This window comes from Deltaproteobacteria bacterium (assembly GCA_020848745.1).
Taxonomy (GTDB): Bacteria; Desulfobacterota; Binatia; order UTPRO1; family UTPRO1; genus UTPRO1.
Map to the genome: position 1 here is coordinate 193,027 of JADLHM010000098.1, position 26,293 is coordinate 219,319.

The following is a 26,293-nucleotide window of genomic DNA, read 5'->3' on the forward strand; positions in this document are numbered from 1 at the left end:
TGCAGCTCATACTGAGAGGAGAGACCATGCGTTACCGTTCGCTCATGAAAACCATCCTGCGCAGTCTGGCACTCGCACTCTGGGCCTTCGCGGCGACGGCGGCCGCGGATACCGAGCTCCCCGTCGAGAAGGCGATCGTGACCTCGCCGCCGAACGTGCCGCCGCCGATCACGCGGACGACGCCCGCCAGGGTCGTCGTCGAGATCGAGGTCATCGAGAAGCCCGCGCTGATCACCGACGGCGTGGAGTACACGTTCTGGACCTTCGGCGGGACGGTGCCGGGCGGCTTCATCCGCGTCCGCGTCGGCGACACCGTCGAGCTCCACCTCGCGAACCATCCCGACAACAAGCTGCCGCACAACATCGACCTGCACGCGGTCAGCGGTCCCGGCGGCGGCGCGGCGAGCACCTTCACCGCGCCGGGCCACAAGTCGCGCTTCACGTTCAAGGCGCTGAATCCGGGGCTCTACGTCTACCACTGCGCGACCGCGCCGGTCGGCATGCACGTCGCGAACGGCATGTACGGCTTGATCTACGTGCAGTCGGAGAAGCCGCTTCCGCCGGTCGACCACGAGTTCTACGTCGTGCAGGGCGATTTCTACACGGACGAGCCCTTCGGCGTGAAAGGCCACCAGGCGTTCTCGATGCAGCGCGCGATCGACGAGCACCCGAGCTACGTCGTCTTCAACGGCTCCGCCCTCTCGATGGTGGGCGACAATGCGCTCCAGGCCAAGGTCGGCGACCGCGTCCGGCTCTTCGTCGGCAACGGCGGGCCGAACCTCGTGTCGTCGTTCCACGTGATCGGCGAGATCTTCGACACCGTCTACGTCGAGGGCGGCCAGAAGTCGCAGACCGACGTGCAGACGACGCTCGTTCCCGCCGGCGGATCGGCGATCGTGGAGTTCGAGCTCGACACCAACGGCACCTACCTCCTGGTCGACCACAGCCTGCTCCGCGCCTTCAACAAGGGCGCTCTCGCGATGTTGAAGGCCGAAGGCCAGCAGGTGACGTCGATCTACTCCGGCAAGGAGCTCGACGAGGTCTACCTCGGCGACGAGTCGGTCGCGTCGGCGCTCCGGCAGAAGCACCCGCTGCCGCTCGCGGCGAAGACGCCGCCGTCCGAGGCGGCGGCCGCCGACGGCCGGGACATCTTCGCGAAGAGCTGCGCCATGTGCCACCAGGCCGAGGGCCAGGGGCTCGAGGCCGTGTTCCCGCCCCTCGCGAAGTCGGACTACATGATGGCGCGGGCCACCGCCGCCGACCGGAGCGAGCTCGTCGACATCATCCTGAACGGCAAGACCGGGAAGATCACGGTGAACGGCACGGACTACAACGGCGTGATGACGCCGGTCGCCGGGCTCTCGGACGCCGACATCGCGGCGGTCCTGACCTTCGTCACCAGCAACTGGGGGAACAGCGGCGCCCCGCCGTTCACGACCGAGGAGGTCGCGAAGGCGCGCGCGAAGGTCACCGGAAAGGCGGCGGCGGCGATTCCGTGACCTTCGCTCCGCCATGGGCGCCGGCGCTGCTCCTCCTCGTGGCGGCGACCGGCGCCGTGCTCGCCGGCGGCGCCGAAGTCGCCCGCATTCCCGCGGGCGACTTCGCGCCGCTCTTCGGGCTCGACAAGGGGCAGGCGACCTTTCGGGTCGGCGAGTACTGGCTCGACCGGCGGCCGGTGACGCGGGCGCGCTATGCCGCCTTCGTGGCGGCGCGTCCCGAGTGGCGCCGCGGCGCCGTCCCCGCGCTCTACGCCGACCCGCAGTACCTGCAGAACTGGGACGGCGACCGGCCGCGCGCCGGACAGGAGGCGTATCCGGTGACCCACGTGTCGTGGTTCGCGGCCGAGGCCTACTGCCGCGCGCGGGACGGACGGCTGCCGACGACCCTCGAATGGGAGTACGTCGCCGCGGCGAGCCAGACGGAGCCGAACGCGGCCAAGGACCGCGCGTTCGCCGAGCGCATCCTCGGGTGGTACGCGCGGCCGAGCCGCGGCGACCTCGGCCTGGCGCCCGTCGGCGACGCGCCGAACTTCTTCGGCATCGAGAACCTGCACGGCCTGGTCTGGGAGTGGACGAGCGACTTCAACGCCTCGTTCATCACCGCCGACAACCGCGCCGACGGCGACACATCGCGGAACTTCTTCTGCGGCAACGGCGTGACCGGCGCGGCGCGGCGCGAGGACTACGCCGCCTTCATGCGCTACGCGATGCGGAGCAGCCTCGGCGCCACCTTCGCGCTCGGGAACGTCGGCTTCCGCTGCGCGTACGATCGCGCGCCGGCCGCACACGAAGGGAGGAGCTGATGGAACGCTCGCGGCGTACGGGATGGGGCGCGCTCGCCGCGCTCGTGCTCGCGGCAGGCACGGCCGCCGCGTCGGGCAGCCTCTACCAGGCGCCGCTCACCTGGCGGAGCGACGCCGGCGAGACCGTGCGGCTCGACCGCTGGAAAGGCAAGCCCGTCGTCCTCACGATGGTCTTCACCTCCTGCCAGGCGACGTGCCCGCGCACCATGGCGAAGCTCACCGAGATCCAGGAGAAGTTCGACCGCGAGAAGATCCCGGCGGACTTCGTCATCGTCTCGTTCGATCCGACACGCGATACGCCCGAACGGCTCGCGTCGTATCGCCGCCAGACCAACCACACCAGACCGAACTGGACGTTCCTCGTCGGCTCGGAGGAAGATACTCGCATGCTCTCCATGCTGCTCGGCATCAAGTATTCCCGGAACCCGATCTCGGGCGACATCATGCACGACAACAAGATCGTGATGCTGAACGGCGCGGGCGAGGTCACCAAGGAGCTCCTCGGCCTCGACGCGTCGATCGAGGACTTCCGGTGAGCCCGCGCACGCCGCTGGGTCGGCTCGCCGCCGTGACCGGCGCGGTGCTGCTCTTCACGAGCGTGCCGCCGCTCGCGCGCGGCTTCGAGAAGCCGGATCTCTCGACCGAAGGGCCCTGGGGCACCAAGTGGACGCTCTCCGCGAACAACCGGATGCGCGGCGAGTTCGCGAACTGGTTCCAGGCGAACGAGCCGAACGACAACAACGAGTACAATTTCCTCGGCAACCGCACCCAGCTCGGCATCGGCGTGGCGCGCGGGCCGCTGTCGGCGTTCTTCCAGTACCAGCACACCGAGCTCGTGAACGTGCCGGCGGGCGCGACCGGCGTCGGCAGCGTCTACTTCGCGAACACCCGGCAGCACTTCCAGGAGCAGGGCTGGCTTCGGCAGGGTTGGATCCAGGCGGCGCCGAAGATCGGCGACTGGAAGCTCACGGTGCAGGGTGGCCGGATGCGCTACCTCGACGGCAGCGAGACCGTCGCCCCCGACGCGAACATGCAGTGGGTGAAGACCCAGCGCGTCGCCGAGCGCCTGATCGGTCCTTTCGACTTCACCCACGTCGGCCGGAGCTTCGACGGCATCCGTCTCGCCGGCGATACCGACGCGCTGAACCTCACCGGCTTCGCGCTCTGGCCGACGTCGGGCGGCTTCGAGATCAGCGCCGGCCGCGGCATGGACGTGAACCTCGCCGGTGTGTCGGCGACCGTGAAGGACCATCCCGGCTTTCCGGGGAGCGAGGCGCGCGCGTTCTGGATCTACTACCACGACGGCCGTCCCTCGAACGGCGACGTGGTCGTGCTCGACGCGCGGCCGCTCGCGGAGCGCCAGGGCGACCGTCGCGACCTCGACATCCACACGCTCGGCGCGAACGTGCTGCACGTCGAGAAGATCGGCCCCGGCAAGGCGGACGCGCTCCTCTGGGTGGTGGGCCAGGCCGGCGACTGGCAGTCGCAGTCGCACGCCGCGTGGGCCGTGGCCGCCGAGGGCGGCTATCAATGGACCGACGCGTGGTCCGCGCCCTGGGTGCGGGCCGGCTTCTTCAGGAGCTCGGGCGACGGCGACCCGACCGACGACAGCCACCACACGTTCTTCCAGCTGATTCCGACGCCGCGTCCGTACGCCCTCACGCCGTTCTACAACCTGATGAACAACCAGGACGCGTTCGCCCAGCTCCTCCTGAAGCCGCTCGCGACGGTCTTCGTGCGCACCGACTTCCACTGGCTCCAGGCCACCGAGCACGACGATCTCCTCTACTTCGGCGGGGGCGCCACCAAGCAGGACTTCTTCGGGTACGGCGGCACCGGGGCCGGTGGCCATCACCAGATCGGCTACGTCGCCGAGACGAGCGTGAGCTGGAAGCCGCTCCCGATCGTCGAACTCGCGGCCTACTACGGGCACACGTTCGGCGGCTCCGTCGTTCAGGCCGGGTTCCCGGGCCGCGACGACATCGACTACGGCTACCTGGAGGCGACGCTGACGTTCTGAGCCTGGCGCGCGCGTGGCGCGTCCGCGTCTTGCGGAGGCGCGCGCGTCTCCGCTACGGCTCGTCGGCGATGACGGCCCCATCGTCGACCGCCGATCCCGAGGCGCGCGTGCGGCTCCGCGCCGGCGTCGTGTCGCTGGTGGTGGGCTCGGCGCTGCTCGCGACCAAGTACACGGCCTATCTCCTCACGGGCTCGGCGGCCGTTCTGTCCGACGCGCTCGAGTCGATCGTGAACGTCGTCGCGTCGGTGTTTGCGCTCGGGAGCCTCGTGTTCGCGGGGCGGCCGGCCGACCGCGAGCATCCCTACGGACACGGCAAGATGGAGTACGTCAGCGCCGCCTTCGAAGGCGGGCTGATCGCCTTCGCCGCGATCGCCATCGTCTGGTACGCGCTGGAGGATCTCCTGCGGGGGCCGCGCGTCGCCGCCGTCGAGGTCGGCGCGGTGCTCACCTTCGCGGCCGGCGTCGCCAACGCGGGGCTCGGTTGGTATCTCGTGTCGACGGGCCGACGGGTGCGGTCCCTCGTGCTGATCGCCGACGGCCAGCACGTGCTCTCGGACTTCTGGACGAGTCTCGGCGTGGTCGCCGGGCTCGTGCTCGTCCGCGTGACCGGCGTCACCTGGCTCGATCCCGCCGTCGCGCTCGTGCTCGGCGCCAATCTCGCCCGCACCGGTTTCGGCCTCGTCCGGCACGCTGCCGGCGGCCTGCTCGACGAGGAGGACACGGGGCTTCTCGAGCGACTCGTCGCGGCGTTCGACGCCGAGCGCGCCGACGGCATCATCCGCGTGCACCGGCTGCGCGCCATCCGGGCCGGGCGCTTCGTCCACGTCGACGCGCACCTGATCGTTCCGGAGCACTGGACCGTGGAGCAGGCGCACGAAGCGAGCGATGCCTTCGAGCGGCGGGTGATCGACGCGGGAGCCATCGAAGGCGAGATCGTCTTCCACACCGACCCGTGCCGGCGGCGTTTGTGCTCCGCCTGCGATCTCGCCGATTGTCCGATCCGCCGGACGCCCTTCGTCGAACGACCGGCCCTGACCGTCGAGGAGGCGTGTCTCACCGACGAGGCATTCTGGGGGCCGCGCGGGTTCCCGCTGCGGGCGCCGGGTGCGGGCTGAGCCCATGGGGACGGCGCACCGTGGCCGCGCGCTGCGGATTGCCGCGGCCGCGTCGCTCGTCGCGTGCGTCGTCGCGCTCGGCCTGGTCGTCGCGGCGGAGGACGAGGCGCCCGACATCGTCGTCTTCGCGCGTGCCGGGTGCTCGCGTTGTGCCGATGCCGAGCGTTTTCTCGCCGAGCTCCGCCGCGAGCAGCCGACGCTGCGCATCGAGTTCCACGACGTCCTCCGCGAGCCGGAGGCGCGCGAGCGCCTGCGCGCGCTCACGGCGCGCCGTGGGGTGCGGACGCTCGTCGTGCCCGCCTTTCTGATCGGCGACGAGTTCGTGCTCGGCTTCCGGGCCGACGTGAGCGAGCGCGAGTTGCGATCACGGCTCGCCGCGGTGGCCGAACGGGTGCGGGCGCGAAAGACGCCGGCGCCCGCGGCGTCGGGATCGTGACCGCGGGCTCGACGGCGAGGTCGCCGCGCGCCGTGTGGCGGTGGTAGAGTCTGGCGCGTCGTTTGCACTCTCACGAGGCGAAGGAATCGTCATGGACATGCTCGAACTCTTGGGACGGTGCGTCGGCCTCGAGCGTAAGGCGGCCGACTTCTACGAGACCCTGGCGCGGCGCTTTGCGGGCGACGCGGACCTGGCGCGGCTCTGGTCGACGATGGCGGGGGAGGAGCGCGATCACGCGCGCAAGCTCGCGACCTGGCGCGAACTGATCGCGGCCGAGCCGCCGGAGCACCGGCCGCAGGCGAGCGGGTTCGACTTCGACGTCGCCGCGGTGGAGCGACTGCTCGACGAGAGCGGTGCCGCGGCGGCGACCGCCGACGAGGAGGAGGCGTTCGCGCTCGCGCTCGCGCTCGAAGGGAGCGAGATCGACGCGATCTACACGACGCTCCTCCGGGCTTCTCCGATCGCGCGCTTCCCGGACTTCCACGAGACCGTGAAACGCGAGACCACGGGGCACCACCATAAGCTGCTCGAAGCCGCCGCGCGGCGCTGCACGAGCGACCGAACCCGCCTCCGCATGGAGCTCCTGGCGGCGCACGACGCTTGAGCCGCCCGGCGCCTTCGCGCGGGTGCGAAAAGCCTTCTTCGGTTCCTCCCGGAAATGGGAGCCCGGGAGCCATGCGCGCGATTCGATGGGGTGGCATGCGTCCTGCTCGTCAAGGTAAGGTCGGGCCGTGTTCGACGACGCGCCGTTTATCGTATTCTGGGAAACCACGCAGGCATGCGATCTCGTCTGTAAGCACTGCCGCGCCGACGCCCGGCCCGCGCGCGACGCCGAGGAGCTGACCTTCGCCGAAGGCGTCCGGCTCCTCGACGAGGTGCGCGCGATGGGGTGCCCGCTTGTGGTGCTGACCGGCGGCGATCCCGCGAAGCGGCCCGACCTCGTCGACCTCGTGCGGCACGGCTCGACGATCGGCCTCCGGGTGGCGCTCACGCCGAGCGCGACGTCGCTCGTCACGAAGGATCTGCTCGCCCGCCTCGCGGACGCTGGGCTCGCCCGGCTCGCGGTGAGCCTCGACGGCGCGCGCGCCGCGACCCACGACGGCTTCCGGGGCGTCACGGGGAGCTTCGCGCGCACGCTCGACATCCTGCGCGACGCGCACGCGGTCGGCCTGACGACGCAGGTGAACACGAGCGTCACCGACCTGAACGTCGGCGAGCTCGAGGAGATCGCCGATCGGATCGCGGAGCTCAGCATCAACCTCTGGGGTGTGTTCTTCCTTGTGCCGACCGGACGCGGCGAGGCGCTCGCCGTCCTCGAGCCCGACGCCGCCGAGGCGGTGCTCGAGCGGCTGGTGGCGATCGCGCGCACGGCGCCCTTCGACGTGAAGACCACCGCCGCGCCGCACTTCCGGCGCGTGCTGCTCCAGCACCAGGTGAAGCGGCGCGAGATCCTCGGGATCGACGACGGCATCGGACGCGCGCCACGCGGCGTGAACGACGGCCAGGGGATCGTCTTCGTCTCGCATCGCGGCGAGATCTATCCGAGCGGCTTCCTGCCGTTCCGGTGCGGCTCCGTGCGTACGGAGTCGCTCGCCGACGTCTATCGTCGCCACCCGACGTTCGTGGCGCTCCGCGATCCCGACGCGCTCGGCGGAAAGTGCGGGATCTGCGAGTTCCGGCGTGTGTGCGGCGGCTCGCGCGCCCGCGCCTACGCGATGACCGGCGACATGTTCGCGGACGAGCCGGCGTGCGCGTACGAGCCGCGCCGCACGCAGGTCGCATGAGCGACGTCCGCCGCGTGGCGGTCGTCGGGGCCGGCATCGCGGGGCTCACGGCGGCGCGCGTGCTGCGGCACGCCGCGCCCGGCGCGGACGTGGTCGTGCTCGAGGCGTCGCTCCGGGTCGGCGGGCTCGTCGAGACCGAGCGCCTCCCCGAGGGCTTCCTCCTCGAGCACGGCGCCGATTGCCTCATGACGACCAAGCCCGCGGGGCTGGCGGCGGTCCGCGCGCTCGGCCTCGGCGCCGAGATCGTCTGCGGTCAGGGAGCCCGCCGCACCTACGTCGCGTGCGGCGACGCCCTCGTGCCGATTCCGCCGATCCTCGGCCCGTTCGACCCGGCGGCGGTGTGGGCGTTCCTGCGGAGCCCGCTGCTCTCGTTGCGCGGCAAGCTGCGCGCGGCGTGCGAGCCGTTCGTGCCGCCCCGGTGCGGCGACGGCGACGAGAGCATCGCCGACTTCGCCGTGCGCCGCTTCGGCCGGTCGCTCACCGAGGCGGTGCTCGATCCGCTGCTCGGCGGCGTGTACGGCGCGGACACCCGGCGGCTGTCGATGGCGGCGTGTCTGCCGCGCCTGTGCGCGCTCGAGCGGGCGCACGGGAGCGTCGTGCGCGGCATGCGGCAGGCGATGCGCGCCCGCCGCCGCCGCGCGCGCGCCGGGGAGCAGGTCCTCCCGCCGGTCGTCGCGCTCCGGCGCGGCATGGGGTCGCTCACCGATGCCGCCGCGCGCGGGCTCGGCGTCGAGCTCGGCGCGAGCGTGCGGACGATCGCGCGCCACGGCCGCGGGTTCCGCCTGACGACCGCGAAGGGCATCGTCGACTGCGACGGCGTGGTGCTGGCGGCGCCGGCCTGGGCGCTGCCGCCGCTCCTCGAGCCGTTCGCGCCCGACCTCGCCGCCGACCTCGCGTCGATCGCGCACAAGCGCCTCGACGTCGTGACGCTCGCGTGGCATCGCGGCGAGGTACCGCACGCGCTCGACGGCACCGGTTTCGTGCGCGCCGTCGGCGACCCGCGGCCGACCGCGGCGTGCACGTGGGCGAGCGAGAAATGGCCCGAGCGGGCGCCCGCCGGCGCCGTGCTCGTGCGGAGCGTGCTCACGGCGCCCGAGCTCGGCGACGACGACCTCGTCGCCGCCGCCCGCGCCGATCTCGCCGCGCTCCTCGGCGTGACGGCGGCCCCGGCGCTCGTCCGGGTCCGCCGGATCGCGCGGGCGACTCCGATCTACACCGTCGGCCATCCCGCTCTCGTCGGCCGCATCGCCGAGCGGGCGGCCGCGCTCGGCTCCGTCGCGCTCGCCGGCAACGCCTATGAGGGCGTTGGGATCCCGGACTGCATCGCGAGCGGCGAGGCGGCCGCGCGCGCGCTCCTCGCGGCGCTCGCGCTCCGCGGACCCGCCCCGGCGGACGCCGCCGCCGACCCGGCCGAGGCGGCGCTCGCGGAGCCCTTGATCGCGGCTTCGATCGGGCGTTAGAAGCCCGACTGTCCCGCGCGGCTGCCCGCGCCTCTTGGCTGTTCTCGCGAGCTTCGAAAGGAGGTCGTCGATGATGCCGGTGCGATGGGGTGTTCTCATGGCGTTGCTGCTCTTCGGTGCGTGCGCCCGGAGCGACTTCGACTGGGCGCAGGGCGAGGACTTCCTCCTCGAAAAGACGATCACGCCGCAGCCCGACGGCTCGGTCGAGATGCACTTCGTTTCGCTCGTGAACGCGCCGGGCGACCAGCTCTACAAGGCCTTCATCGACGTCGAGAACCACGACCAGTTCATCGAGGGCGTGGTGGACGTGCAGCCGGTGTCGAGCGTCGGCGGCATCAAGAAGGTCGTCGACATCACCAACAAGGTGATGGGCCGCCCGAACCGCGCGCGCATCGAGTGGACGATCGACCGCGACCGGAAGACGATCAGCTTCCGGACGCTCGAAGCGCCCTTCACCGACAACGCCGCCGAGTACCACGTCGACGCTTCGCCGGACGGCACGCGGGCGCGGATCACGACCGAGTACCACCTGCGCGACAAGGGCGGGCACCCGTTCCCGCTGCACCTGATCCAGCAGGAGGTGATCGACGGCTACGTCGCGGCCGTGCGGAGCGTGAAGCGGCGGACGCTCGGAGATCCGAAGCCGACGGACGCCGACTGACGCGAAGATCGCACGGCACGTCGCACGCTACGGCGCCGCGTCACGCGGCCGACGCTGGTGACGATCGAATGACGTTTGCGCGGGCCTGACGCGCGGCTCCGCTGCGCATTTCGAAAGGCACGCGCGTTGCTGGCCCCGGGGTCTCGTGGAGACGTCGCCCGGGAAGGTGATTCGCTCGCTGCGGCAGGCGCTCGACATGACGCAGACCGAGTTCGCACGCGCGGCCGGGTGGTCGACGTCGACGATCTCGAGCTGGGAGCGCGGCACGACGCGGCCGAGCCGGCTCGCCTTCAAGACGATTCTCGCGTTCGCCGAGGAGCGCGGCGTGCGCTGGCAGCCGAAGGCCGACGGCGGCTCGACCGCGGCCGATGCACCGGCCACCCTGCCGACCCTGCGGCTCGGCTCGCGCGTGCCCGCGCCGCCGCTCGTCGCCCGCGGTACGGGTCGCGCGGAGTCGTTCGGGAGCCGGCGCTGGACCGACGTCGCCGCGAGCGTCGGGGAGATGATCGACCTCGACGCCGAGCCCGAGGACGCGGCGGCGGTGGTCGCTGCGCGCGCCGCCGCGTTCGACGCGCGCATCGCGACCTACGAATCGGCGCGCCCCGATTGGCTTCTCGACGCCCGCCTTCGCCTCGAGATCGGGACGGACGCTCGCTGGCTGCGGCGGACGGCGGCGCTCGGCGCGCTCGCCGTGGCGCTCGCGGTCGGAGTCGGGGCGGGGATGCTCTGGCGGAGCACGCGATCCGCGGCGCCACGCCTCGACGCGCAGCCCGCGTCGGCCGCGGCGTCCACGACCGGTGCGGCCGCCGCTCCGGCGCCCGCGCCCGTCGACGAGCTCGCGCTCGCGGCCGCCGCGGCGCCCGCGCTCGGTCCCGCGCCCTACGCCGCGCCGCCGGAGCCGGCGGCCGCGTCGGAGCAGCCCGCGCCGCCCGTCGTGCGGCCGATGCCGGCGCCGATGCACGCGCGCCTCGAAGCCATCGTCGCCCTCGACGGGACACGCCGCGCCACGTTCCGCGTCGGCGACCGCTCGCTCGCGCTCGCCGAAGGCGACGAGATCGGCGGCCGGGCCGTCGCCCTCATCGGCGACGACGAGGTCACGCTCGTCGGCGGTGGCATCGCGTCGCGGGTGCAGCTCGGCTTCGACGCCCCGCTCGAGTAGCCGGTCCACGGACGGCGGGCGAGGCTCCGAGGGCTAGCATTTCCGCTAATCCGCCCCGTCGTCAGGGAGGAGGATAGGGCAAGTGCGAGGGAAGAGCCGGTGTCCGATAAACTCGCTTGGTTACGTCAATTGGGCGCTGATACTTCCTACCGACCTTGGGGGTGCCACCACCGTGCGGATTCGGCCGGCTGTCGTCGTCGGGATCGTCGTCTCGCTCGTCACCCGCGCGGCTCGTCACCTCACGCGATCCCAAGCCACAGCGCCAACAACCGCGTGAGCTCGGTCATCTGGTTGTCTTCGAGCCGTCCACCGGTCGGACGAAGCCCGGCGGCCGGGACGCCGATGATGCGATCCACCATGATCTGCGAGACGTTCCGCAGGCGGTTCACCGGTGACGGATCGACCCTGATCCGCGTAAACGGTGGTGGGCGCGCATCGGTCTCCGACGTGAACGGCACGATGATGACCATCGGATACGGCAGCAGATGATCGGACTGGACGACGACTGCTGGGCGGGGCTTTCCTGTGGCCACCGTGACGATGTCGCCGCGCTTCACGCGTCGGTCCAGCCGGGCGCTTCGTCCAGTATCCGTTGGGCGTAGGCATCCCACTCCCGATCGGCATGTTGCTCGAGAAATTGCCTCGTTCTGCGGACTGCATTGCGGAACCCCGGCGCGTTCGGGTCGGGCACCCAGAGCTGCACGAGCTTAAATCCTCGACGGCGCATCTCGGCCCGGTGCCGTTGCAAGCGCGTTGGCGGGATCTTCCGGGAACCGCGCGGCGCCTTCCGCGCATGCTTCATGGCCAGGGGCGTATCATGAAACGGGTCGGGTGGAAAGACACGCGAAGCGGTCGCGGTGGCGCGCCGGCGTTGACGTCGCGGAGTTCGCGCCCGCACCGCGATCGGGGGGTCCGCCCCGCTCAGCCGCTACTCAGTCGCCTCGCTGACTCCCCTTCGCGACGCTCCGTACAAAGCCAACCAAGTGTGAGGGCCTCGGGGCACGTTCCTCGTGACCCCTCTACCGCACCACCTCCGGCGTCACGGAAGGTGACCGAGGCGCCAGGATTCATTGCGGGCGCCGAGGTGCGACGGCGGCAGAATGAGCATTGGAGTGAGGTGGTGGCCAGCCGCCCTCCACCCCGCGCTCGTGAAGGCGCTCGACGCCACTGACAGAATGGTTGCGACGGATCCCAACGTGCGTCACAACGACGCACATGCGGACTGCGAGCATACGGGAGGCCCAACATAACCTTCCAAAGATTCTTCGGGCCGTGAGCCGTGGAGAGGTCGTCGAGATCACCAGGCGGAATCGTGTGGTCGCGCGGCTCGTACCTGCCGCGCCTGGGCCGGTGGGAAAGCTCCCGGATTTCGTCGCGCGGGCACGCACGATCTGGGGCCGCGGTCCCGGTGGCAAGCCGACGAGCGAGATCGTGATCGACGCTCGCTCCGATCGCTGATGTTGTGGCTCGACACCGGTGTCCTGGCTGCGCTGTACGTTCCTGAAGCGAGGTCGGAACGCGTCGCACGTCTCACCCGACGGACCGGCGAACCGATCCCTTTCTCTCAGCTCCACGAACTCGAGCTGACCAATGCCCTCCAGCTCCGAGTGTTTCGCCGAGAAGCGACTCGCGGGCAGGTCGTCGCATCGCTCGCGCGTGTGAGGGACGATCTCGAGGCAGGCGTCCTGTATCGCGTCGCGGTCGATTGGCCCCTGGCCTTGGCGAGGGCCGTCGAGCTGGCTGATCGACACACACCACGCCTCGGCTGTCGCTCTCTTGATCTCTTACACGTGTCGGCAGCGGCCGTATCGGCGAGTGACCGCTTCGTCACGGCCGATCGACGTCAGAGCGGAATGGCACGCCGCGCTGGACTCGTGACGACGCGGATCCCCTGACGCCTGGCACACGCTCGGTCGTCGTTCCGACGGCTTTCCAACCCGCCGCCCACGGCTTGGGGTCGGAAGAGTCGCGCTTTGGGGCGAAGGGCATCGCATGGCCAGCCTTCTACCGCGAGATCTTCCGCGCCGCCGCGACGATCGGGCGCGCCCACGCGGGCGTGCGCGCGAGGATCGGCGGTCCGACGATGCGACCCTGGCGTACGTGCAGCACGAGGAGCGGCCGCGGCGTCGCGCCGAGCGCCGGGTCGGCCTCGGCGCTGTTGTCCCAGACTGCGAGCTCGTCGAGGCGCGGCAGCAGCAGCACGAGGTTCCGCCGGCTCTCGTCGAAGCGGCGCCGGACGTCGTCCTCGGGGATGTCGTGGCCGCCGCCGCGGACGCGCGCCGCGATGCGGGCGAGGTGCAGCTCCGGCGTCGCGAGCCCCGCGTACCAGACCCGCACCGCGAAGCCGGCCTCCGCCGCCGCGGCGAGCAGGCCCGCGATGGTGCGCCCGCCGAGCGTCGTCTCGAGCGCGAAATCCCGGCGCCCGCGGATCGCGTCCTCGAGGAGGCGCCGTCCCGTTCCCCAGGCGCGCCCGTTCGCCGTCGCGACGTCGAGGCTCGGGTCGGCGCGCCGCATGCTGCCGGCGACCTCGTCGGGATTGAAGTACGCGCCGCCTGACTGACGCAGGAACGCGCCGCCGACGCTGCTCTTGCCGGCGCCGTTCGTGCCGGCGAGGACGAGGATCCGCGGGGGCAGGTCAGCCACCGGCGGTACGCAGCTGCGGGTCGGGCGCGGCCGCGGGCTGCGAGTCAGGCACGCTTGCGGCGCGCGGGCTTCACGGCCGCCTTGCGCGCGGCGCGGCCGAGGGCGGGAGACCGCGCCGCGAAGAGCGCGTCGCCGGCCGCACGCGCCGCGGGCGCCTGCATCGCGGTCACGAGCGCGTCGAACTCGGACTCGAGGTCGGTCAGGAGGCGCGCCGAGCTCCGGCGGAGCGCGTCGTAGGCCTCCACGGAAAGCACGACGGCGCGCACCTTCTCGCGCTTGGTGATGGCGACGACGCCGCGCGCGAGGGCGGTGTCGAGCACCTTGCCGAAGGCATTCTTGGCCGCGGTGGCAGTGATCGTCTCGACGGCGCGTCCGCGCTCGTCCCGCATGGCGTTCGTAGGCATCACGACCTGGCTATTACAGCCGAAATGGCCATTCAAGCCATTCCGGATGTCCGCGCCAAAAAAACCGCGGGGACCGAGACCGGAGTCCCGATCCCCGCGGGGTTGCCTTCCGACCCGGACGCGCTCAGCGCCCGGGTCGCATGGTCACTTGCACTTGATCTGACTGCCGCCCGGCTTGGTGACGCAGTTCGGGGCCGGGAAGGTGTGCTGGGCGCATTGACCGGCGGCCTGATGCACCGGCCCGCCGAGCACGACCGTCATGCGGAACGGGCCCACCGCCGGGGCGTAGGTGCCGTTCTTGCCCTTCACCTTGAAGGAGGCGCCCTTCGACTTGGCGGTCTTGTCCTGCGCCTGCGCCTGGCCGATGCCGAGCGCCGAGCCGCCGACGCAGCCCGGCGGCACTGCGTCGAGCTTGGTCGCGAACTTCATGCTGGTGAACGTGCCGTTGGTCTTCCAGCCGTCCTTCGGCCCGCAGATGTTCGGCACGAGGCCGGGCGGAATGTAGTGGTCGAAGATCACCGCGCTGCCGGCGCCGAGGTCGACGATCTGGACCCGCATGCCGTCGACCTGCACGCTGAGCGGCGGGATCGGCAGCGGGAGGGGTGGCGGAAAGCTCAGGTTGCCCTGCATCTGGAGCTGATCGTCGCCGGCGGGCGCGAGCAGCTTCCCGAGCTTCAGCTGCGCCTTCGTCATGCCGACGCCGCCCGTGCAGATGTCGCAGACGTCGCCGACGAGGTCGAGGTCGCCGTCGGCCTGCGTCGGGTCGAAGTCGACGGGGCAGTTGTCGCAGACGTCGCCGTCGCCGTCGAAGTCGCCGTCGGCCTGCCCCGGATTCGGCACCAGCGGGCAGGTGTCGCACTCGTCGGCGGGGCCGTCGCCGTCGGTGTCGATGTTCGGCCCGGGAGCGAACGGGCAGAGATCCACCGGGCAGAGGTTGGCGGGGAACCCGGCGTTGCCGAAGCCGTCGCCGTCGAGGTCGGTGCACGGATCGCAGGCGTCGCCGACGAGGTCGCCGTCGCTGTCCTCCTGACCGGGGTTGAAGACGCCGGGACAGTTGTCGCACGGCGCGACGCCGTCACCGTCAGGAACGTCACCCATCGGCGGAACCGGGCACGGGTTGGTGACGAGCTCGAGGCCCTTCACGTCGTCGCCCGGCGCGAGGCCGAGGGCGAAACCAGGGATGGCGACGGTGAGCGGCGGACCCGTGAAGAGATTCAGGACGTCTTCCGGGCCCGCCGGGATCGCGAGCAGCGATGGGGAGCCGGGGGCGAGCGAAACGACGGTGCTCGCGAGCGCGTCGACGTCGTCGCAGGCGGGGGGCGCGCATCCCGGGCCACCGCTCACGAGCCCGCTGAACGCCGCGGGTATGGCCATCCCGAAGAACGGGGGTGGTCCGGGGCAGGCGATGAAGATGTCACCCGGCTCGCCGCCCAAGGGGCGGAGGGTATTGGTGCCGGGCGTCAGGGTCGGCGAGCCCGGGGCGAGGGAGAATTGCACGCAGAAGACGCGTCCGCGGCCCGGGGCGCCCCAGTCGAAGTCCGCGATCTGGTCGTTGAAGACGACGGGTGGGGCCGGATTCAGCTCGGAGAGCCCGAGGCCGAGGCCCGTGTAGCCGGTGAGCGGCGCGAGCGGCGGCCCGCCGTTGCCGTCCAGCACCTGCGTGTGGAAGGGCGGGAAGGCGCCCGTTGCCGGGTCGAGCACGGCGAAGATGTCGCTCGACGCCTCGGGCTGGATGCCGATCGGAACGCCGACGACCTCGGAGTTCACGTTCGGGGTCAACGGTCCGGCGGCGCTCATCGAGCCCCGGGTCACGGTGAAGTAGAGGGTGCTCGGACCCATGGGTCCGTCGTCACCGAACGAGATCGCGTCGACGACGTCGCCGGCCATCAGCCCGAGGTCGGCGGGCGTGAGCCCGACGACTGGCGGCGGCAGCGGCCCCGGCGCCGGCGGGACGGCGGGCGTGAGGAGCGTGTTCGCGGCGGTGCCCGTCAGCGTGAGCGTGTTGGACGGCGGGTCGAGCGCGAAGGTCTGCGCGCGGGCGATGGCCGGGGCCAGCGCGACGGTGATCGTCGCGGCGGCCGCGAGCTTCACGAAACTCTTCATGGCGTATCCTCCTCAGAAGGGGGAGAAAGTGGAATGGCTTGGCGCGCGCCGCCCTGCGGCGCGCGCCCCGACGGCACGAATGACCTGCGGGCTACGACGCTCGGGACCGCATCGTCAAGGAAAAAGTATCGGAAAGCGTCGGGCCGCCCCCATCCGGAAGGTGCAGCTCGGCTATCCGTACGATATTGCTATCCGAGCACGAAGCGAACCCGGCATTTCCGCGCCAGGCGATTCGCTTCGCGGCGCGGATCGGCGTTCCAGACGGGCAACATCGCTTCGCTCGCGGCGAGGATCATGCCGAGCGTTGGCGTCGGATGCGGCCGCAAGGGGGTGGACGGCACCGGGAAGCGCAGCGCCTCCGGCGGTCGTTCAGCGCTTCCCGGCAAGATCGAGGATCCTTTCGTGGATGCGCGCGTCGCCGAAGCGATCGCAGAGCCCCCGGAACGCCGCGCCGAGCAGGTCGATCCCGTTCGCCGCAGCGAGCTCGACGATGTCCACGGCGTCTTTGAGCATGCGCGCCTCACCCGAGAAGCGGAGCGCGTGGAGCTTCATCGCGATCAGATGCTCGACCGAGGGGACGAGGCAAGTGATGGTGCCGAAGACGACGGCCCGCGCGGCTCCCTTCATGGCGTCGAGCGTGCCGTCGTCGACGATGAGCAGGTCGATCGGCCACCCGGATGGCGTCGGCGGGCTCAGCTGGACGAACGCGGCGTCCTCGTGGAAGACGGCGTAGCCGAGCGCGACGAGTCGGGTCCGCCACTCGACCGCGTCGCGTTCCCGGACGATCAGGTCGAGGTCGCCGGTCTTGCGGATCACTTGGTAGGCGTTCACGGCGTGGCCGCCGCAGACGAGGAAGTCGAGGCCTCCGGTCGTGGCCAGGCGTTCGACTTCGTCGAGCGGCGACATCGCCGAAGTGATGGCACGTTTTCGAGTGGCGGGCCACGGTCCGGGAGGCCGCTCCCGGATCGCTCCGCCGCGGGATTCTCAACGCAACGGACAGGTCGTGGGCGCGTGGCCGACGTACGCGACGCACTGGTTGCAGTGCGTGCAGAGCGTGCCGTCGAAGTCGCCGGCCTCGATGCGGCGCACCAGATCGGGTTGGCGGATGAGGGCGCGGCCGAGCGCGAGGAGATCGAAGCCCTCGCCGAGGGCGGCCTCCATCGTCGCCTGCTGGTTCACGCCGCCGAGCAGCATGAGCGGCATGCGGACGGCGGCGCGGAAGCGGCGGGCGAGCGGCGCGAAGAACGCCTCCTCGAAGCGGTAGTTCCGCATGACGAGCTTGGCGCCGAAGCGGAGCGCGACGCGCCGGAACGGATTGCGCTCGCGCGCGAAGAGCGCGTCGATGGGCGAGTCGCCGCGCATCAGGAACATCGGCGTCTTCGTGGTGTGGCCGCCGGTGAGCTGGAGGGCGTCGAGCGCGCCGTCGGCTTCCAGCATGCGCGCCACCTCGAGCCCGTCGTCGAGCGAGAGTCCGTTCGCGAAGCCGTCCTCCATGTTGAGCTTCGCCCAGATCGCGACGTCGCGTCCCGCCGCTTCCCGCACGGCGCGCACGATGCGGCGCGGAAAGCGGGCGCGATTCTCGAGGCTGCCGCCCCATTCGTCGCGGCGGCGGTTGTTGTAGGGCGAGAGGAACTGGCTGAGGAGGTAGCCGTGCCCGACGTGCACCTCGAGCGCGTCGAAGCCGGCCTCGACGGCGAGCCGCGCCGCCGCCGCGAAGTCGCGCTCGAGGCGATCGAGGTCGGCGGCCGTGAGCGCCCGCGCGAACGTCTGCGCGTGCAGACTGAAGGTCCGCGACGGTCCGAGCGGCCGCGTGCCGGTCGCCTTCGGGTCGGCGAACCATCCGGCGTGGCCGAGCTGGAGCGCCGCCTTCGCGCCCTCGGCGTGCATCGCAGCCGCGAAGCGGGCGAGGCCCGCCGCCGCCTCCGGGCGCATCACGATCTGATCCTTGAAGGTGCGGCCGTCGGCGGCGACCGCGCAGTACGCGAGCGTCGTCATCGCGACCCCGCCCGCCGCCACCTCGCGGTGCCACTCGACGAGCGCGTCGGTGACGAGCCCGCCCTCGGCGCAGGTCTCGTAGGTCGCGCACTTCACGATGCGGTTGCGGAGGGTGAGCGGCCCGAGGCGCGTCGGGCTCAGGATCGGGCTCGTCGACATCGCGGCGATGAGAGCACGGGCGGCGGCACGGCCACAAGCGCTACCGGTGTCGGGCCCCGCGCACCTCCACCGTCGCGCTCGCGCGCGTCCCGCGCGCCGCGTCGACGAGCGCCACGACGTGCGTCCCGGGCGTCGGCTGCCAGAGGGCCAAAGCGGCGGCGGACCCGAGGTCGGCATCGTCGACGCGCCAGCGGAGCCCGTCGGCGCCGCCCGCCGCTTCGAGCGGGACGCGCTGCCGGTCGGCGGGGATGTCGGGGTCGAGCGCGACGATGGTGCCGTCGACCGGCGCCACGATGCGCGCCGCGCCGAGGGTGAGCGCGCGCGCGCCCGGCTCCGTGCCGGACGCGAGCCACTCGCGGCGCGCCGGCTCGACGCCGTTCGGGAACGCGACCTCCGCGGCGACGAGGCCGGGGGGCGGTGCGGGTGCGACGCTCGGGGTCGCGCGGTGGAGCCAGCTCATCACCTCGAGCCAGACGGGCGCGGCGCCCATGACGCCGCTCACGTCGTGCATGGGGGCGCCCGACGCGTTGCCGACCCAGGCGCCGACCGTGTAGCGCTCGGACCATCCGAGGCACCAGTTGTCGCGCATCTCCTTGCTGGTGCCGGTCTTCACGGCGGTGAAGAAGCGGGTGGCGAGCGCGCTCTCGAGGCCGAAGGTGGCGCTGCGGCCCTCGCGGTCGGCGAGGACGTCGCCCACCTGAAAAGCCGCGGCGGCCGAGAGCACGCGGCGCGGCGCGGCGGGCGCGCCGTCCCGATGCGCGCCGGTCGGCGCGTCGTCGGCCGACACACGGAGCGGCGACCAGACGCCGCCGTTCGCGAGCGCGCGGTAGGCACCGACGAGCTCGAAGAGCGTCACGTCGGCACCGCCGAGGGCGAGCGCCGGACCGTAGAACGCGCCCTCCTCGGTCACGCCGGCGAAGCCGAGGTCGTGGAGCAGCGCCACGAAGGCGTCGCCGCCGACGAGCCCGAGCGTTCGCACCGCCGGGACGTTCAGCGACGACGCGAGCGCGGTGCGCGCGCTGACGAGCCCGCGGAAGCGGTCGTCGTAATCGCGCGGTCGGTAGAGCCCGCCCGGCACCGCCAGCGCGAGCGGCGTGTCCTCGACCAGCGACGCCGGCGTCAGCAGGCGGCGCTCGAACGCGAGCCCGTAGAGGAAGGGCTTGAGCGTCGAGCCGGGTTGCCGGCGGGCGCGGACGACGTCGACGAAGCGGGCACGGGAGAGCATGCCGCTGCCGCCGACCCATGCGAGCACGTCGCCGCTCGCGTTGTCGGCGACGAGCACCGCGCCGTCCTCGACGTTGCGTCCGCGGAGGCCCGTGAGCGCGCGGACGAGGGCGTCGCGCGCGACGCGTTGGGTAGCGGCGTCGAGCGTCGTCGCGAGCAGCGCGGTGCGCTCGGCGAGCAGGCGGTGCGCGAGGTGCGGCGCGAGATCGGCGCGCGTGCTCCGGAGCGTCGCGGTCGCGACTCGATCGGCCGCGGCCGAGAGCGCATCGTCGTCGACCTCCGTGGCGCTCGCGGCCGCGAGGCGCGCGGCGCGCCGCACGACCGTGTCGCGCCCCGCGTTGGGGCCCCGCAACGTAGCCGCCAGCACCAGCGACTCCGCCGTGGCGAGTCCGTGGGGGGCTTTGCCGAAGAGGAACGCCGCCGCGGCGCCGACGCCACGGAGCTCGCCGCGGAAGCCGACGCGGTTCAGGTACGCCTCGAGGATCTCGTTCTTCGACCAGTGCCGCTCGATCGCGAGCGCCGCTCGCATCTGGCGGAGCTTCTGCGTGAACGTGCGCCCGCCGCGGGGCGGCGCGAGCGCGGGATCGAGGAGCGCCGCGAGCTGCATCGTGATCGTGCTCGCGCCGCGCGTCGCGCGACCGGCGAAACGCCCGAGCGCCGCGCCGGCGAGCGCCCGTACGTCGATGCCGTGGTGGTCCCGAAAGCGCCGGTCCTCGGCGGCGAGCACGGCCGGGACGAGGGCGGGCGACACGTCGGCGAGCGCGGTCCAGGCGAGGCGGCGCTCGCCCGCGTCGGTGCGAAGCTCGTGGAGGACCGCGCCGCGCCGATCGAGGAGGGGGACGTCGGAGGGGCGGTGGCGCGCGCGGACGGCGTCGAACGAGGGAACCGGGGTCGTCGCGACCGCGAGCCAAGCGGCGCCCGCGACGGTGAGCATCGCCGCGCCGAGCGCGGCCGCGGCGCGCGCACGTCTCACGGGGACGATCCGCCGCGCGCGCCTCACGGCGCGACCTCGATCGGCGCGTTCGGGATCTCGCCGAACACGTCGGGCGCGTAGAGCGCCTCGACGCGCGTCGGCGGCAGCGCGAAGCGGCCTGCCTGGCTCAGCCGCATCGTGTACTCGACGGTGAAGCGTCCCTTCGGCACGAAGTCGTAGTAGGCGCGGAAGCCGTCGAACGCGCGCTCGACGAAGACGGGGCGCGCTCCCGGGTTTTCCTGCTCGCCGCTCGCGAGCACGGCCGAGTCGCCGCCGAGCCCGGTCCCGAGGTGCGTCGCGCCCGCCGGGATCGGGTCGTCGACGACGACCCACGTCATGTCGCGCTCGGCGTCGATTTCGAGGCGCACGCGGAGCACGTCGTCGCGGCTGGTCCCGCCGGGCGGGCGCGCCGCGCTCTCGACGGGTGTCACGGTCTTCGTGATCCGGTAGCCGGCGGCGATCGGCTGCGTGAGCGGAACCGCGGCGCGCGCCTGGATCGTCGCCCAGGGCCGGCCGCCGCCGGCGTGCGCGAGGGCGAGCTCGCCCTCGCCTCCGCTCGGCCAGGAGAGCGCGAGGATCGCGCCCGCCGGCGCCGCCGCCCAGTCGAGGGCGCGCTCCGTGTCGGCGAGCGTGGCGCGGGTCGTGCCGGCGACCGGCGTCGTCTCGAAGGCCGCCGCGAACTTCTCGACCGCGAGCGTGCCCCAGGCGTTGGCGACCGTGGTCGACCACGCGCCGCGCCGCTGGCGGCCGAGCGCGCCGCGCGCGAGCCGCGGCAGGTCCTCGCGCCATGCGCCGTGCTCGAGGAGCGTCAGCACGAGCCGGACCGCGTTCACGTCGGCGTCGCTCATCAGCCAGAAGAGGCGGTCGCCGTCCTCGGTCGAGAACGTGAGGCTCGTGCCGGTGACCCGCAGGCGGGCGCGGAGCTCGTGCTCGACGTCGGCGACGTGCGCCGGATCGGGCTTCTTCGCGATCCGGTGCATCAGGCTCCACCAGTCGATCAAGGCCGAGGTCGGCCAGAGGCCGGGCTCGACGGTGATCGTGCTCATGAGGGCGGGCTCGACGGCGCCGACCCGCGAGAGCGCCTCGAGCGCCGTGATCTTGCGGAGCGCCAGGTCCGCGGTCGCGAGCGGCGGCGTGGTCGCCAGGGCGCCGCTCACGAAGCGGCGCAGCCCCTCTTCCATGTCGGCGCGTACGCGCCCGGGGAGCTCGCGACCGGCGGCGGTCGCGAGCGAGAGCACGTACGCGGTCAGCACCTCGCTGCCTTCCGCGCTCGTCGGGAAGTACTTGAGGAGGCCGTGCGCGTCGGCATACGAGGGCAGGGCCGTCGCGATCTCGTGCCAGAGGGCGTCGTCGTGGAGCGCGATCGCGCGCGACACGCGCTGCTCGAGGCAGCGATACGGGTAGCGGCGCATGGCGTCGCGCACGCCGTCGAGCCCGGCGGCGAGGCTCGGCGCGAGCGCCACCCGCACCTCGCCGCGCTCGGGAAGCGCGTCGGCGGGACGCGCGACCGGCTGGCGCGCGCCGTCCGCGTCGAGCTGGAGGAGCGCCGCCTGGAGCGTCCGCACCGGCACGGCCGGCCGGACCTGTTGCGCGACGCGCACCTCGTCGGCGGGCGCGCCGGCGGCCGTCGCGGTGACGGTGTACGTCAGCTGCGTGACGTCGGCCGGCGCGGTCATGTCCCAGCCGACGATCGCCGAGGCGTCCGCCGGCAAACGGACCGTCTGCGGCGCGAGGGACGGCACGGCGCGATCCGCCCGCGAGCCCCCGGCCTCCACCGTGCCCGCCACCGTCAGGTCCGCGGCGTGGCTGGTCGTGTTGCGCACGGTGAAGGCCGCGCGGAAGCGGTCGCCCTCGCGCACGAGCGGGGCGAGTCCCGGCAGGATCATGACGTCCTGGGTGGCGCGGATCGACGTGCCGCCGGTGCCGAAGCGGTCGAGGCCGCTCGCGGCGACCGCGACGATGCGGAAGCTCGTGAGCGAGTCGTTGAGCGGCACGTCGACCGTGGCGCGGCCGCGCGCGTCGAGCGGCACGCGCGCCTTCCAGAGGAGCAGCGTGTCGAAGAGCTCGCGCGTCGCGCTCCGACCGCCGCCGCCGCCGGCCGGCAGCGCCTTCAGCCCGTAGTGGCGCTTGCCGACGACCTGCATCTGCGCGGTCGCGGTCGTGACGCCGTAGGAACGCCGCCCCATCATGGCGTCGAGGAGCTTCCAGCTCTCGTTCGGCGCGAGCTCGAGGAGGCCGGCGTCGACCGCCGCGAGCGCGACCTCGCTGCCGGGCGCGAGCGCGGTGCCGTCGGCGGCGCGCACGGCGATCTTCACTTGCGCGGTCTCGCGCACGCGATGGACCGGATGGTCGGCGGCGACGCGGACCTTCAGCTCGTGCGCTTTCCAGCCGACGGCGAGCTCGGCGATGCCGAGCTTGAAGGTCGGACGCCCGAGATCGACGAGCGCGGTCGGCTGGACGTCGTCGGCGCGGCCGCGGAGCGCCAGGACCGACACGAAGACGTTCGGCGCCCACTCGGGGCGGATCGGCACCTCGATCACCGGATCCGTGCCCGCGAGCGCGACCACGCGCGCGTCGGCGACGCCCTCGCGCTCGATCGTGACGAGCGCGGTCGCGGCGCGAAACGGCATGCGCACCTGGAGGCGCGCCGTCTCGCCGGGCTCGTAGCGGCGCCGCTCCGGCAGCACGTCCATGCGGTCGCTGTCGCTGCCGCCGAACCACCAGCGTCCTTCCTTGCCGGCCACCCAGACGTCGTGGTGCGCCGCCGAGCGCCGGCCGGACTCGTCGGTGGTCGACGCCTCCAGCACGACGTTGCCGGTGACGCCGGCCGGCCCCTCGCAGTGGAGGAGCCCGTGCGCGTCGGTCGTGCCGCGGCAGACGGTGCCGAGCCGCTTCGTCTCGCGCACGCTGTCGTAGGCGTAGAAGCCGCCGACGACGCGCGTCCGGTGCGAGAAGAGCTTCCGCGAGAACGCGTCGACCCGGACCGGCGCGCCCGCCACGGGCGCTCCCCGTGGATCGACGACGGCGACGCGCGTGCCTACCGTGTCGCGCGCCCCGGCCCACTCGTCGGGTGCGATCGCGACCAGGCGGGTCGCCGGCCAGACCGGCATCGTCGACGACACGGTCTGCACCTGGCCGGTCGGGTCGCGGAACTCGAGCTCGGTGCGGAGGCGCACGGGCGTCGTCGCGGGCGCGAGGTCGGTGATCGTCGCGCGGCCCGTGCCCGCGTCGTCGAGGGTGAGCGCGAGCCGCTGGTGGATCTTCGGGGCGCCGCCGTCGTCCTCGACCGGCTCCTCGTCGCCACGATGGACGACGCCTTCCTCGACCGGGCCGTTCGCGAGCGTGAAGCCCTCGAGGTCCTCCGGCGTCTCGGGCGTGAGGGGCGAGACCTGGGCGCGCACGACGACCGGGAGCCCGGCGGCGGCCCCGCCCGCCAGGTACCGCACGGCCAGGTCGACGGGGACGCTCGTCGCGGCGACGAGCGTCCCCGCCGGCGGCTGCAGCACGCCCTTCATCAAGGGGACGCGGAACTCCTCGACGCGGAAGCTCGCCGCGATCCAGTCGCCGCCGTTGGCGAAGGAGCTGTCGTACTCCTCGCCCTCGCCTTCGCCCGCCTCGCTCGCGCTGCGCGCCTGCGCCATCGCCGCGCTCAGGAGGTGCACCTCGTAGTAGCCGAGCTTGGCCTCGCGCGGGATCGTCCACGTGCTCTCGCCGACGCCGCTCGCGTCGAGGGCGAGCGGCTGCTCGAAGTGCTCGTCGCTGCCGACGTGGACGATCGAGAGGGTCGTCGGGAGGTCCGCCGCCGCGGCGGCGCCGAAGCCGCGCAGGCGCTTGGTGCGGAAGACGTGCTTCAGGTGCACCACCTCGCCGGCCCGGAAGAGGGGGCGGTCGAGGATCGTGTGTGCGGCCACGCCCCCGGCCTCGTCGACGTCGGGAAGATCGTAGCGCCACGGCTCGATGCCGTCGTCCCAGCTCGAGTGCACGAAGCTCGCGTCGTCGCCGCTCCGCGCGGTCACGAGGAGGCCGTCGTCGAGCTCGCGGAGCGCCGTCGTCTGCGACCCGTCGAACGGATCGGCGTCGGGGAGCCCGCTCGCGTAGCAGGTCGGGAGCGCGCGCGGCGCCGGCACGTCGGCGAGGCGCGCCAGGCCGTCGGCGTCGGTCGTGCCTTCCCGCACGAGCCCGCCGCGGCAGTCGCGGAGCGTCACCGCCGCGCCGGCGACCGGCTTCGCCGCGTCGAGCGTCGTCACCCACACGACCGACTGCTCGGCGCCCCACTTGAAGTGGACGGAGAGGTTGGTGACGAGCGCGACCGTCGGCACGTACATCGGCCGCGGCTTCGCGAGGAGCGAGGCGCCGAGCCGGGCGCTCTCGAGCTCGACCACGTAGAGGCCGGGGCGCTCGAACGGGATGCCGACGACCTCGAACGCGCGCTCGCCGTTCGGCTTCGGGAGGGTGAACGTCTTGACCGCGCCGGGCGCGGGCGCCGGCGCCGCGGGCGGCGGTGCGGAAGCTCCCTTCCGCGCCGGCGCGGGCTTCGGCGGCGGGCCGAACACGGAGACCTCGCGCTTCGCGGTGCCGACGCGGCGGAGCCACGGCAGGACGTCGACCTCGCGCCCGGGCGCGATCCGCATGACGCTTCCGGTGACGCCCGGGGCGTACACGCGGGCGCGCGCCTCGGGCTCGAGGTTGCGGAGCGTCACCGGCAGCGTCGCGCCGGCCTTCGACTCGACGATCCCGAAGCGGGCATTGAACTTCGCGAGCGGCGGCAGCTCTCCGGTCCCGACGGCGAGGGGAAAACGGGCGGCGTTCACCGGCGTGCGGCCGCTCTCGTCGGCGATGCCCGCGGGCAGCTCGACGCGGAAGGCCGTGTTCTCGGGGAAGGGGCCCGGGAACGCGATGGCGTTCACGAGCGATACGTCCTCGTCGACCTCGGCGTGCGGGCGTGGTGTGCCGTCGGCCGCGAGGAGCGCGATGCCCTCGGCCGCGAGGCGCGTCACCGGCGCGGAGAACTCGAGCCGCATGTCGCCGACCGGGTTGCAGGCGGCGCCGCGCTTCTCGCGCAAGCAGCTGAACGTCACGGTGAACGCGTCGCGCGTCTGGAAGGCGAGGCGCTGCGCGACCGTGGTCGCGACGCCGGTCGTGGTCGCGACGCCCGGTCCCCAGACGAGCGCGATCTTCGCGCCGTTCGGGAACGCCTGCGCGGCGCGCACCACGACGTGCGGCCCGCGGCGGTAGGTCGGCTGGGCCTTCACGATCGCGTCGCGCTCGGCGCCGGTGACGACGCGCGCGGCGATCCGCTCCGGCAGGCCGGCGACCTCGAAGCCGACGTGGCCCGCGATCGACGCGGGATCGACCTCGGCGTCGAGCGCCAGGATGAACGCCTGGTCTTCCTCGATCGACCGCGAGCCTTCGTACGGCGCGGCGTCGCGGATCGAGGGGCCGCCGGTGTCGAACCGGAAGACCGTGCCGGACGCGAGCGTCGTGCCGTCGAGCGCCCGCACGCCCGGCACCAGCGTGAAGCTGCAGCGGAGTCCGGCGAGGAGGTCGGCCGCGAAGTCGTAGGACCAGGTGCGGCTATCGATCCAGCGGCCGGTTCCCGGCGCGGGACACGCGACCGCGAAGGGCGCGAGCGGCGCACGCGGGTCGCCGAGCGCGACCATCGGCCGCGGGAAGCGGGCGGTCGCCTGGCGCACCTGCTTCACGCTGCCTTGCGGGAAGAACGCGATGGCGGGCAAGGCGGCCGGCGTCGGCGAGGCGGCGTGGCCTGAGCCGTGCGCCAACGCCGCGAGCAGCGCGACCGCGACCCACCGGACGGGCGTCATGGCGGCGACATCTTGCACATCGCCTCCGCTCGC

The 26,293-nt window shown here is 72.8% G+C and carries 23 protein-coding genes; 13 read left to right on the top strand and 10 right to left on the bottom strand.

Going from position 1 to position 26,293, the window contains the following annotated elements; genetic code table 11:
- Nucleotides 1-44: 44 nt before the first annotated feature.
- From nirK to IT293_14800, 11 genes are all read left to right on the top strand, one after another.
- The gene (gene nirK / locus IT293_14750; protein MCC6765914.1) at nt 45-1,499 is read left to right on the top strand and encodes a nitrite reductase, copper-containing; all 1,455 of its coding nucleotides are present in this window, start codon (nt 45-47) and stop codon (nt 1,497-1,499) included.
- Nucleotides 1,496-2,302 (top strand): formylglycine-generating enzyme family protein, encoded by an 807-nt coding sequence (locus tag IT293_14755; protein ID MCC6765915.1) that lies wholly within the window; start codon nt 1,496-1,498, stop codon nt 2,300-2,302. Before nirK ends, IT293_14755 begins: the two co-directional genes overlap by 4 nt.
- Nucleotides 2,302-2,838, top strand: a complete 537-nt coding sequence (locus IT293_14760; protein MCC6765916.1) for an SCO family protein — start codon at nt 2,302-2,304, stop codon at nt 2,836-2,838. Before IT293_14755 ends, IT293_14760 begins: the two co-directional genes overlap by 1 nt.
- Nucleotides 2,835-4,322, top strand: a complete 1,488-nt coding sequence (locus IT293_14765; GenBank protein MCC6765917.1) for a hypothetical protein — start codon at nt 2,835-2,837, stop codon at nt 4,320-4,322. The genes IT293_14760 and IT293_14765 overlap by 4 nt, the downstream gene beginning before the upstream one ends.
- Nucleotides 4,323-4,390: 68 nt before the next feature.
- Entirely contained in the window at nt 4,391-5,437 is a 1,047-nt protein-coding gene (locus IT293_14770; protein ID MCC6765918.1) for a cation transporter, read from the top strand.
- Nucleotides 5,438-5,441: 4 nt separating this feature from the next.
- The gene (locus IT293_14775; GenBank protein MCC6765919.1) at nt 5,442-5,873 is read left to right on the top strand and encodes a hypothetical protein; all 432 of its coding nucleotides are present in this window, start codon (nt 5,442-5,444) and stop codon (nt 5,871-5,873) included.
- A 91-nt stretch (nt 5,874-5,964) separates the two neighbouring features.
- Nucleotides 5,965-6,477: a hypothetical protein gene (locus tag IT293_14780; GenBank protein MCC6765920.1), complete on the top strand. Its 513-nt coding sequence runs from the start codon at nt 5,965-5,967 to the stop codon at nt 6,475-6,477.
- 127 nt (nt 6,478-6,604) lie between these two features.
- Nucleotides 6,605-7,657: a TIGR04053 family radical SAM/SPASM domain-containing protein gene (locus tag IT293_14785; GenBank protein MCC6765921.1), complete on the top strand. Its 1,053-nt coding sequence runs from the start codon at nt 6,605-6,607 to the stop codon at nt 7,655-7,657.
- Nucleotides 7,654-9,117 carry a protoporphyrinogen oxidase gene (gene hemG / locus IT293_14790; GenBank protein MCC6765922.1) on the top strand — a complete coding sequence of 488 codons (1,464 nt, stop codon included), beginning with the start codon at nt 7,654-7,656 and terminating at the stop codon, nt 9,115-9,117. Before IT293_14785 ends, hemG begins: the two co-directional genes overlap by 4 nt.
- A 70-nt stretch (nt 9,118-9,187) precedes the next feature.
- On the top strand, nt 9,188-9,778 hold the full coding sequence (locus IT293_14795; protein ID MCC6765923.1) for an SRPBCC family protein: 591 nt from the start codon (nt 9,188-9,190) through the stop codon (nt 9,776-9,778).
- Between the two features lie 145 nt (nt 9,779-9,923).
- On the top strand, nt 9,924-10,937 hold the full coding sequence (locus IT293_14800) for a helix-turn-helix transcriptional regulator (protein MCC6765924.1): 1,014 nt from the start codon (nt 9,924-9,926) through the stop codon (nt 10,935-10,937).
- Nucleotides 10,938-11,176: 239 nt separating this feature from the next.
- Here the strand turns inward: IT293_14800 and IT293_14805 are convergent, their stop codons facing one another.
- Both IT293_14805 and IT293_14810 read right to left on the bottom strand, forming a co-directional pair.
- Entirely contained in the window at nt 11,177-11,494 is a 318-nt protein-coding gene (locus IT293_14805; protein ID MCC6765925.1) for a type II toxin-antitoxin system PemK/MazF family toxin, read from the bottom strand.
- Complete coding sequence (locus IT293_14810) at nt 11,491-11,739, bottom strand: DUF3018 family protein (protein MCC6765926.1); 249 nt, start codon at nt 11,737-11,739, stop codon at nt 11,491-11,493. Before IT293_14810 ends, IT293_14805 begins: the two co-directional genes overlap by 4 nt.
- A gap of 413 nt (nt 11,740-12,152) precedes the next feature.
- Here IT293_14810 and IT293_14815 point away from each other — a divergent pair, with 413 nt between their 5' ends.
- Nucleotides 12,153-12,395: a type II toxin-antitoxin system prevent-host-death family antitoxin gene (locus tag IT293_14815; protein MCC6765927.1), complete on the top strand. Its 243-nt coding sequence runs from the start codon at nt 12,153-12,155 to the stop codon at nt 12,393-12,395.
- Entirely contained in the window at nt 12,395-12,832 is a 438-nt protein-coding gene (locus tag IT293_14820; GenBank protein MCC6765928.1) for a type II toxin-antitoxin system VapC family toxin, read from the top strand. Before IT293_14815 ends, IT293_14820 begins: the two co-directional genes overlap by 1 nt.
- A gap of 109 nt (nt 12,833-12,941) precedes the next feature.
- On the opposite strand, the gene IT293_14825 is transcribed toward IT293_14820, so the two are convergent.
- From IT293_14825 to IT293_14860, 8 genes are all read right to left on the bottom strand, one after another.
- A complete protein-coding gene (locus IT293_14825) occupies nt 12,942-13,580 on the bottom strand; it encodes a zeta toxin family protein (protein MCC6765929.1) in 639 nt (212 codons plus the stop codon).
- A 44-nt stretch (nt 13,581-13,624) separates the two neighbouring features.
- Nucleotides 13,625-13,987, bottom strand: coding sequence for a type II toxin-antitoxin system Phd/YefM family antitoxin (locus tag IT293_14830; GenBank protein MCC6765930.1), 363 nt, complete (start codon nt 13,985-13,987; stop codon nt 13,625-13,627).
- A gap of 141 nt (nt 13,988-14,128) precedes the next feature.
- Nucleotides 14,129-15,823 (bottom strand): thrombospondin type 3 repeat-containing protein, encoded by a 1,695-nt coding sequence (locus tag IT293_14835; GenBank protein ID MCC6765931.1) that lies wholly within the window; start codon nt 15,821-15,823, stop codon nt 14,129-14,131.
- Nucleotides 15,824-16,275: 452 nt separating this feature from the next.
- Nucleotides 16,276-16,473: a hypothetical protein gene (locus IT293_14840; GenBank protein MCC6765932.1), complete on the bottom strand. Its 198-nt coding sequence runs from the start codon at nt 16,471-16,473 to the stop codon at nt 16,276-16,278.
- Nucleotides 16,457-16,993, bottom strand: a complete 537-nt coding sequence (locus tag IT293_14845; GenBank protein MCC6765933.1) for a hypothetical protein — start codon at nt 16,991-16,993, stop codon at nt 16,457-16,459. Before IT293_14845 ends, IT293_14840 begins: the two co-directional genes overlap by 17 nt.
- 78 nt (nt 16,994-17,071) lie before the next feature.
- A complete protein-coding gene (locus tag IT293_14850; protein ID MCC6765934.1) occupies nt 17,072-18,241 on the bottom strand; it encodes an NADH:flavin oxidoreductase in 1,170 nt (389 codons plus the stop codon).
- Between the two features lie 40 nt (nt 18,242-18,281).
- Nucleotides 18,282-20,438, bottom strand: coding sequence for a penicillin-binding protein 1C (pbpC, locus tag IT293_14855; GenBank protein MCC6765935.1), 2,157 nt, complete (start codon nt 20,436-20,438; stop codon nt 18,282-18,284).
- A gap of 23 nt (nt 20,439-20,461) precedes the next feature.
- Entirely contained in the window at nt 20,462-26,260 is a 5,799-nt protein-coding gene (locus tag IT293_14860) for an alpha-2-macroglobulin (GenBank protein MCC6765936.1), read from the bottom strand.
- Nucleotides 26,261-26,293: the final 33 nt, after the last annotated feature.

Coding starts and splice junctions, on each gene's coding strand:
- IT293_14850 (MCC6765934.1), bottom strand. CDS start 18,241: ATGTCGACGAGCCCGATCCTGAGCCCGACGCGCCTCGGGCCGCTCACC.
- IT293_14845 (MCC6765933.1), bottom strand. CDS start 16,993: ATGTCGCCGCTCGACGAAGTCGAACGCCTGGCCACGACCGGAGGCCTC.
- IT293_14760 (MCC6765916.1), top strand. CDS start 2,302: ATGGAACGCTCGCGGCGTACGGGATGGGGCGCGCTCGCCGCGCTCGTG.
- IT293_14795 (MCC6765923.1), top strand. CDS start 9,188: ATGATGCCGGTGCGATGGGGTGTTCTCATGGCGTTGCTGCTCTTCGGT.
- IT293_14770 (MCC6765918.1), top strand. CDS start 4,391: ATGACGGCCCCATCGTCGACCGCCGATCCCGAGGCGCGCGTGCGGCTC.
- IT293_14835 (MCC6765931.1), bottom strand. CDS start 15,823: ATGGGTCCGAGCACCCTCTACTTCACCGTGACCCGGGGCTCGATGAGC.
- nirK (MCC6765914.1), top strand. CDS start 45: ATGAAAACCATCCTGCGCAGTCTGGCACTCGCACTCTGGGCCTTCGCG.
- IT293_14860 (MCC6765936.1), bottom strand. CDS start 26,260: ATGACGCCCGTCCGGTGGGTCGCGGTCGCGCTGCTCGCGGCGTTGGCG.
- IT293_14810 (MCC6765926.1), bottom strand. CDS start 11,739: ATGAAGCATGCGCGGAAGGCGCCGCGCGGTTCCCGGAAGATCCCGCCA.
- IT293_14775 (MCC6765919.1), top strand. CDS start 5,442: ATGGGGACGGCGCACCGTGGCCGCGCGCTGCGGATTGCCGCGGCCGCG.
- IT293_14815 (MCC6765927.1), top strand. CDS start 12,153: ATGCGGACTGCGAGCATACGGGAGGCCCAACATAACCTTCCAAAGATT.
- hemG (MCC6765922.1), top strand. CDS start 7,654: ATGAGCGACGTCCGCCGCGTGGCGGTCGTCGGGGCCGGCATCGCGGGG.
- IT293_14820 (MCC6765928.1), top strand. CDS start 12,395: ATGTTGTGGCTCGACACCGGTGTCCTGGCTGCGCTGTACGTTCCTGAA.
- IT293_14780 (MCC6765920.1), top strand. CDS start 5,965: ATGGACATGCTCGAACTCTTGGGACGGTGCGTCGGCCTCGAGCGTAAG.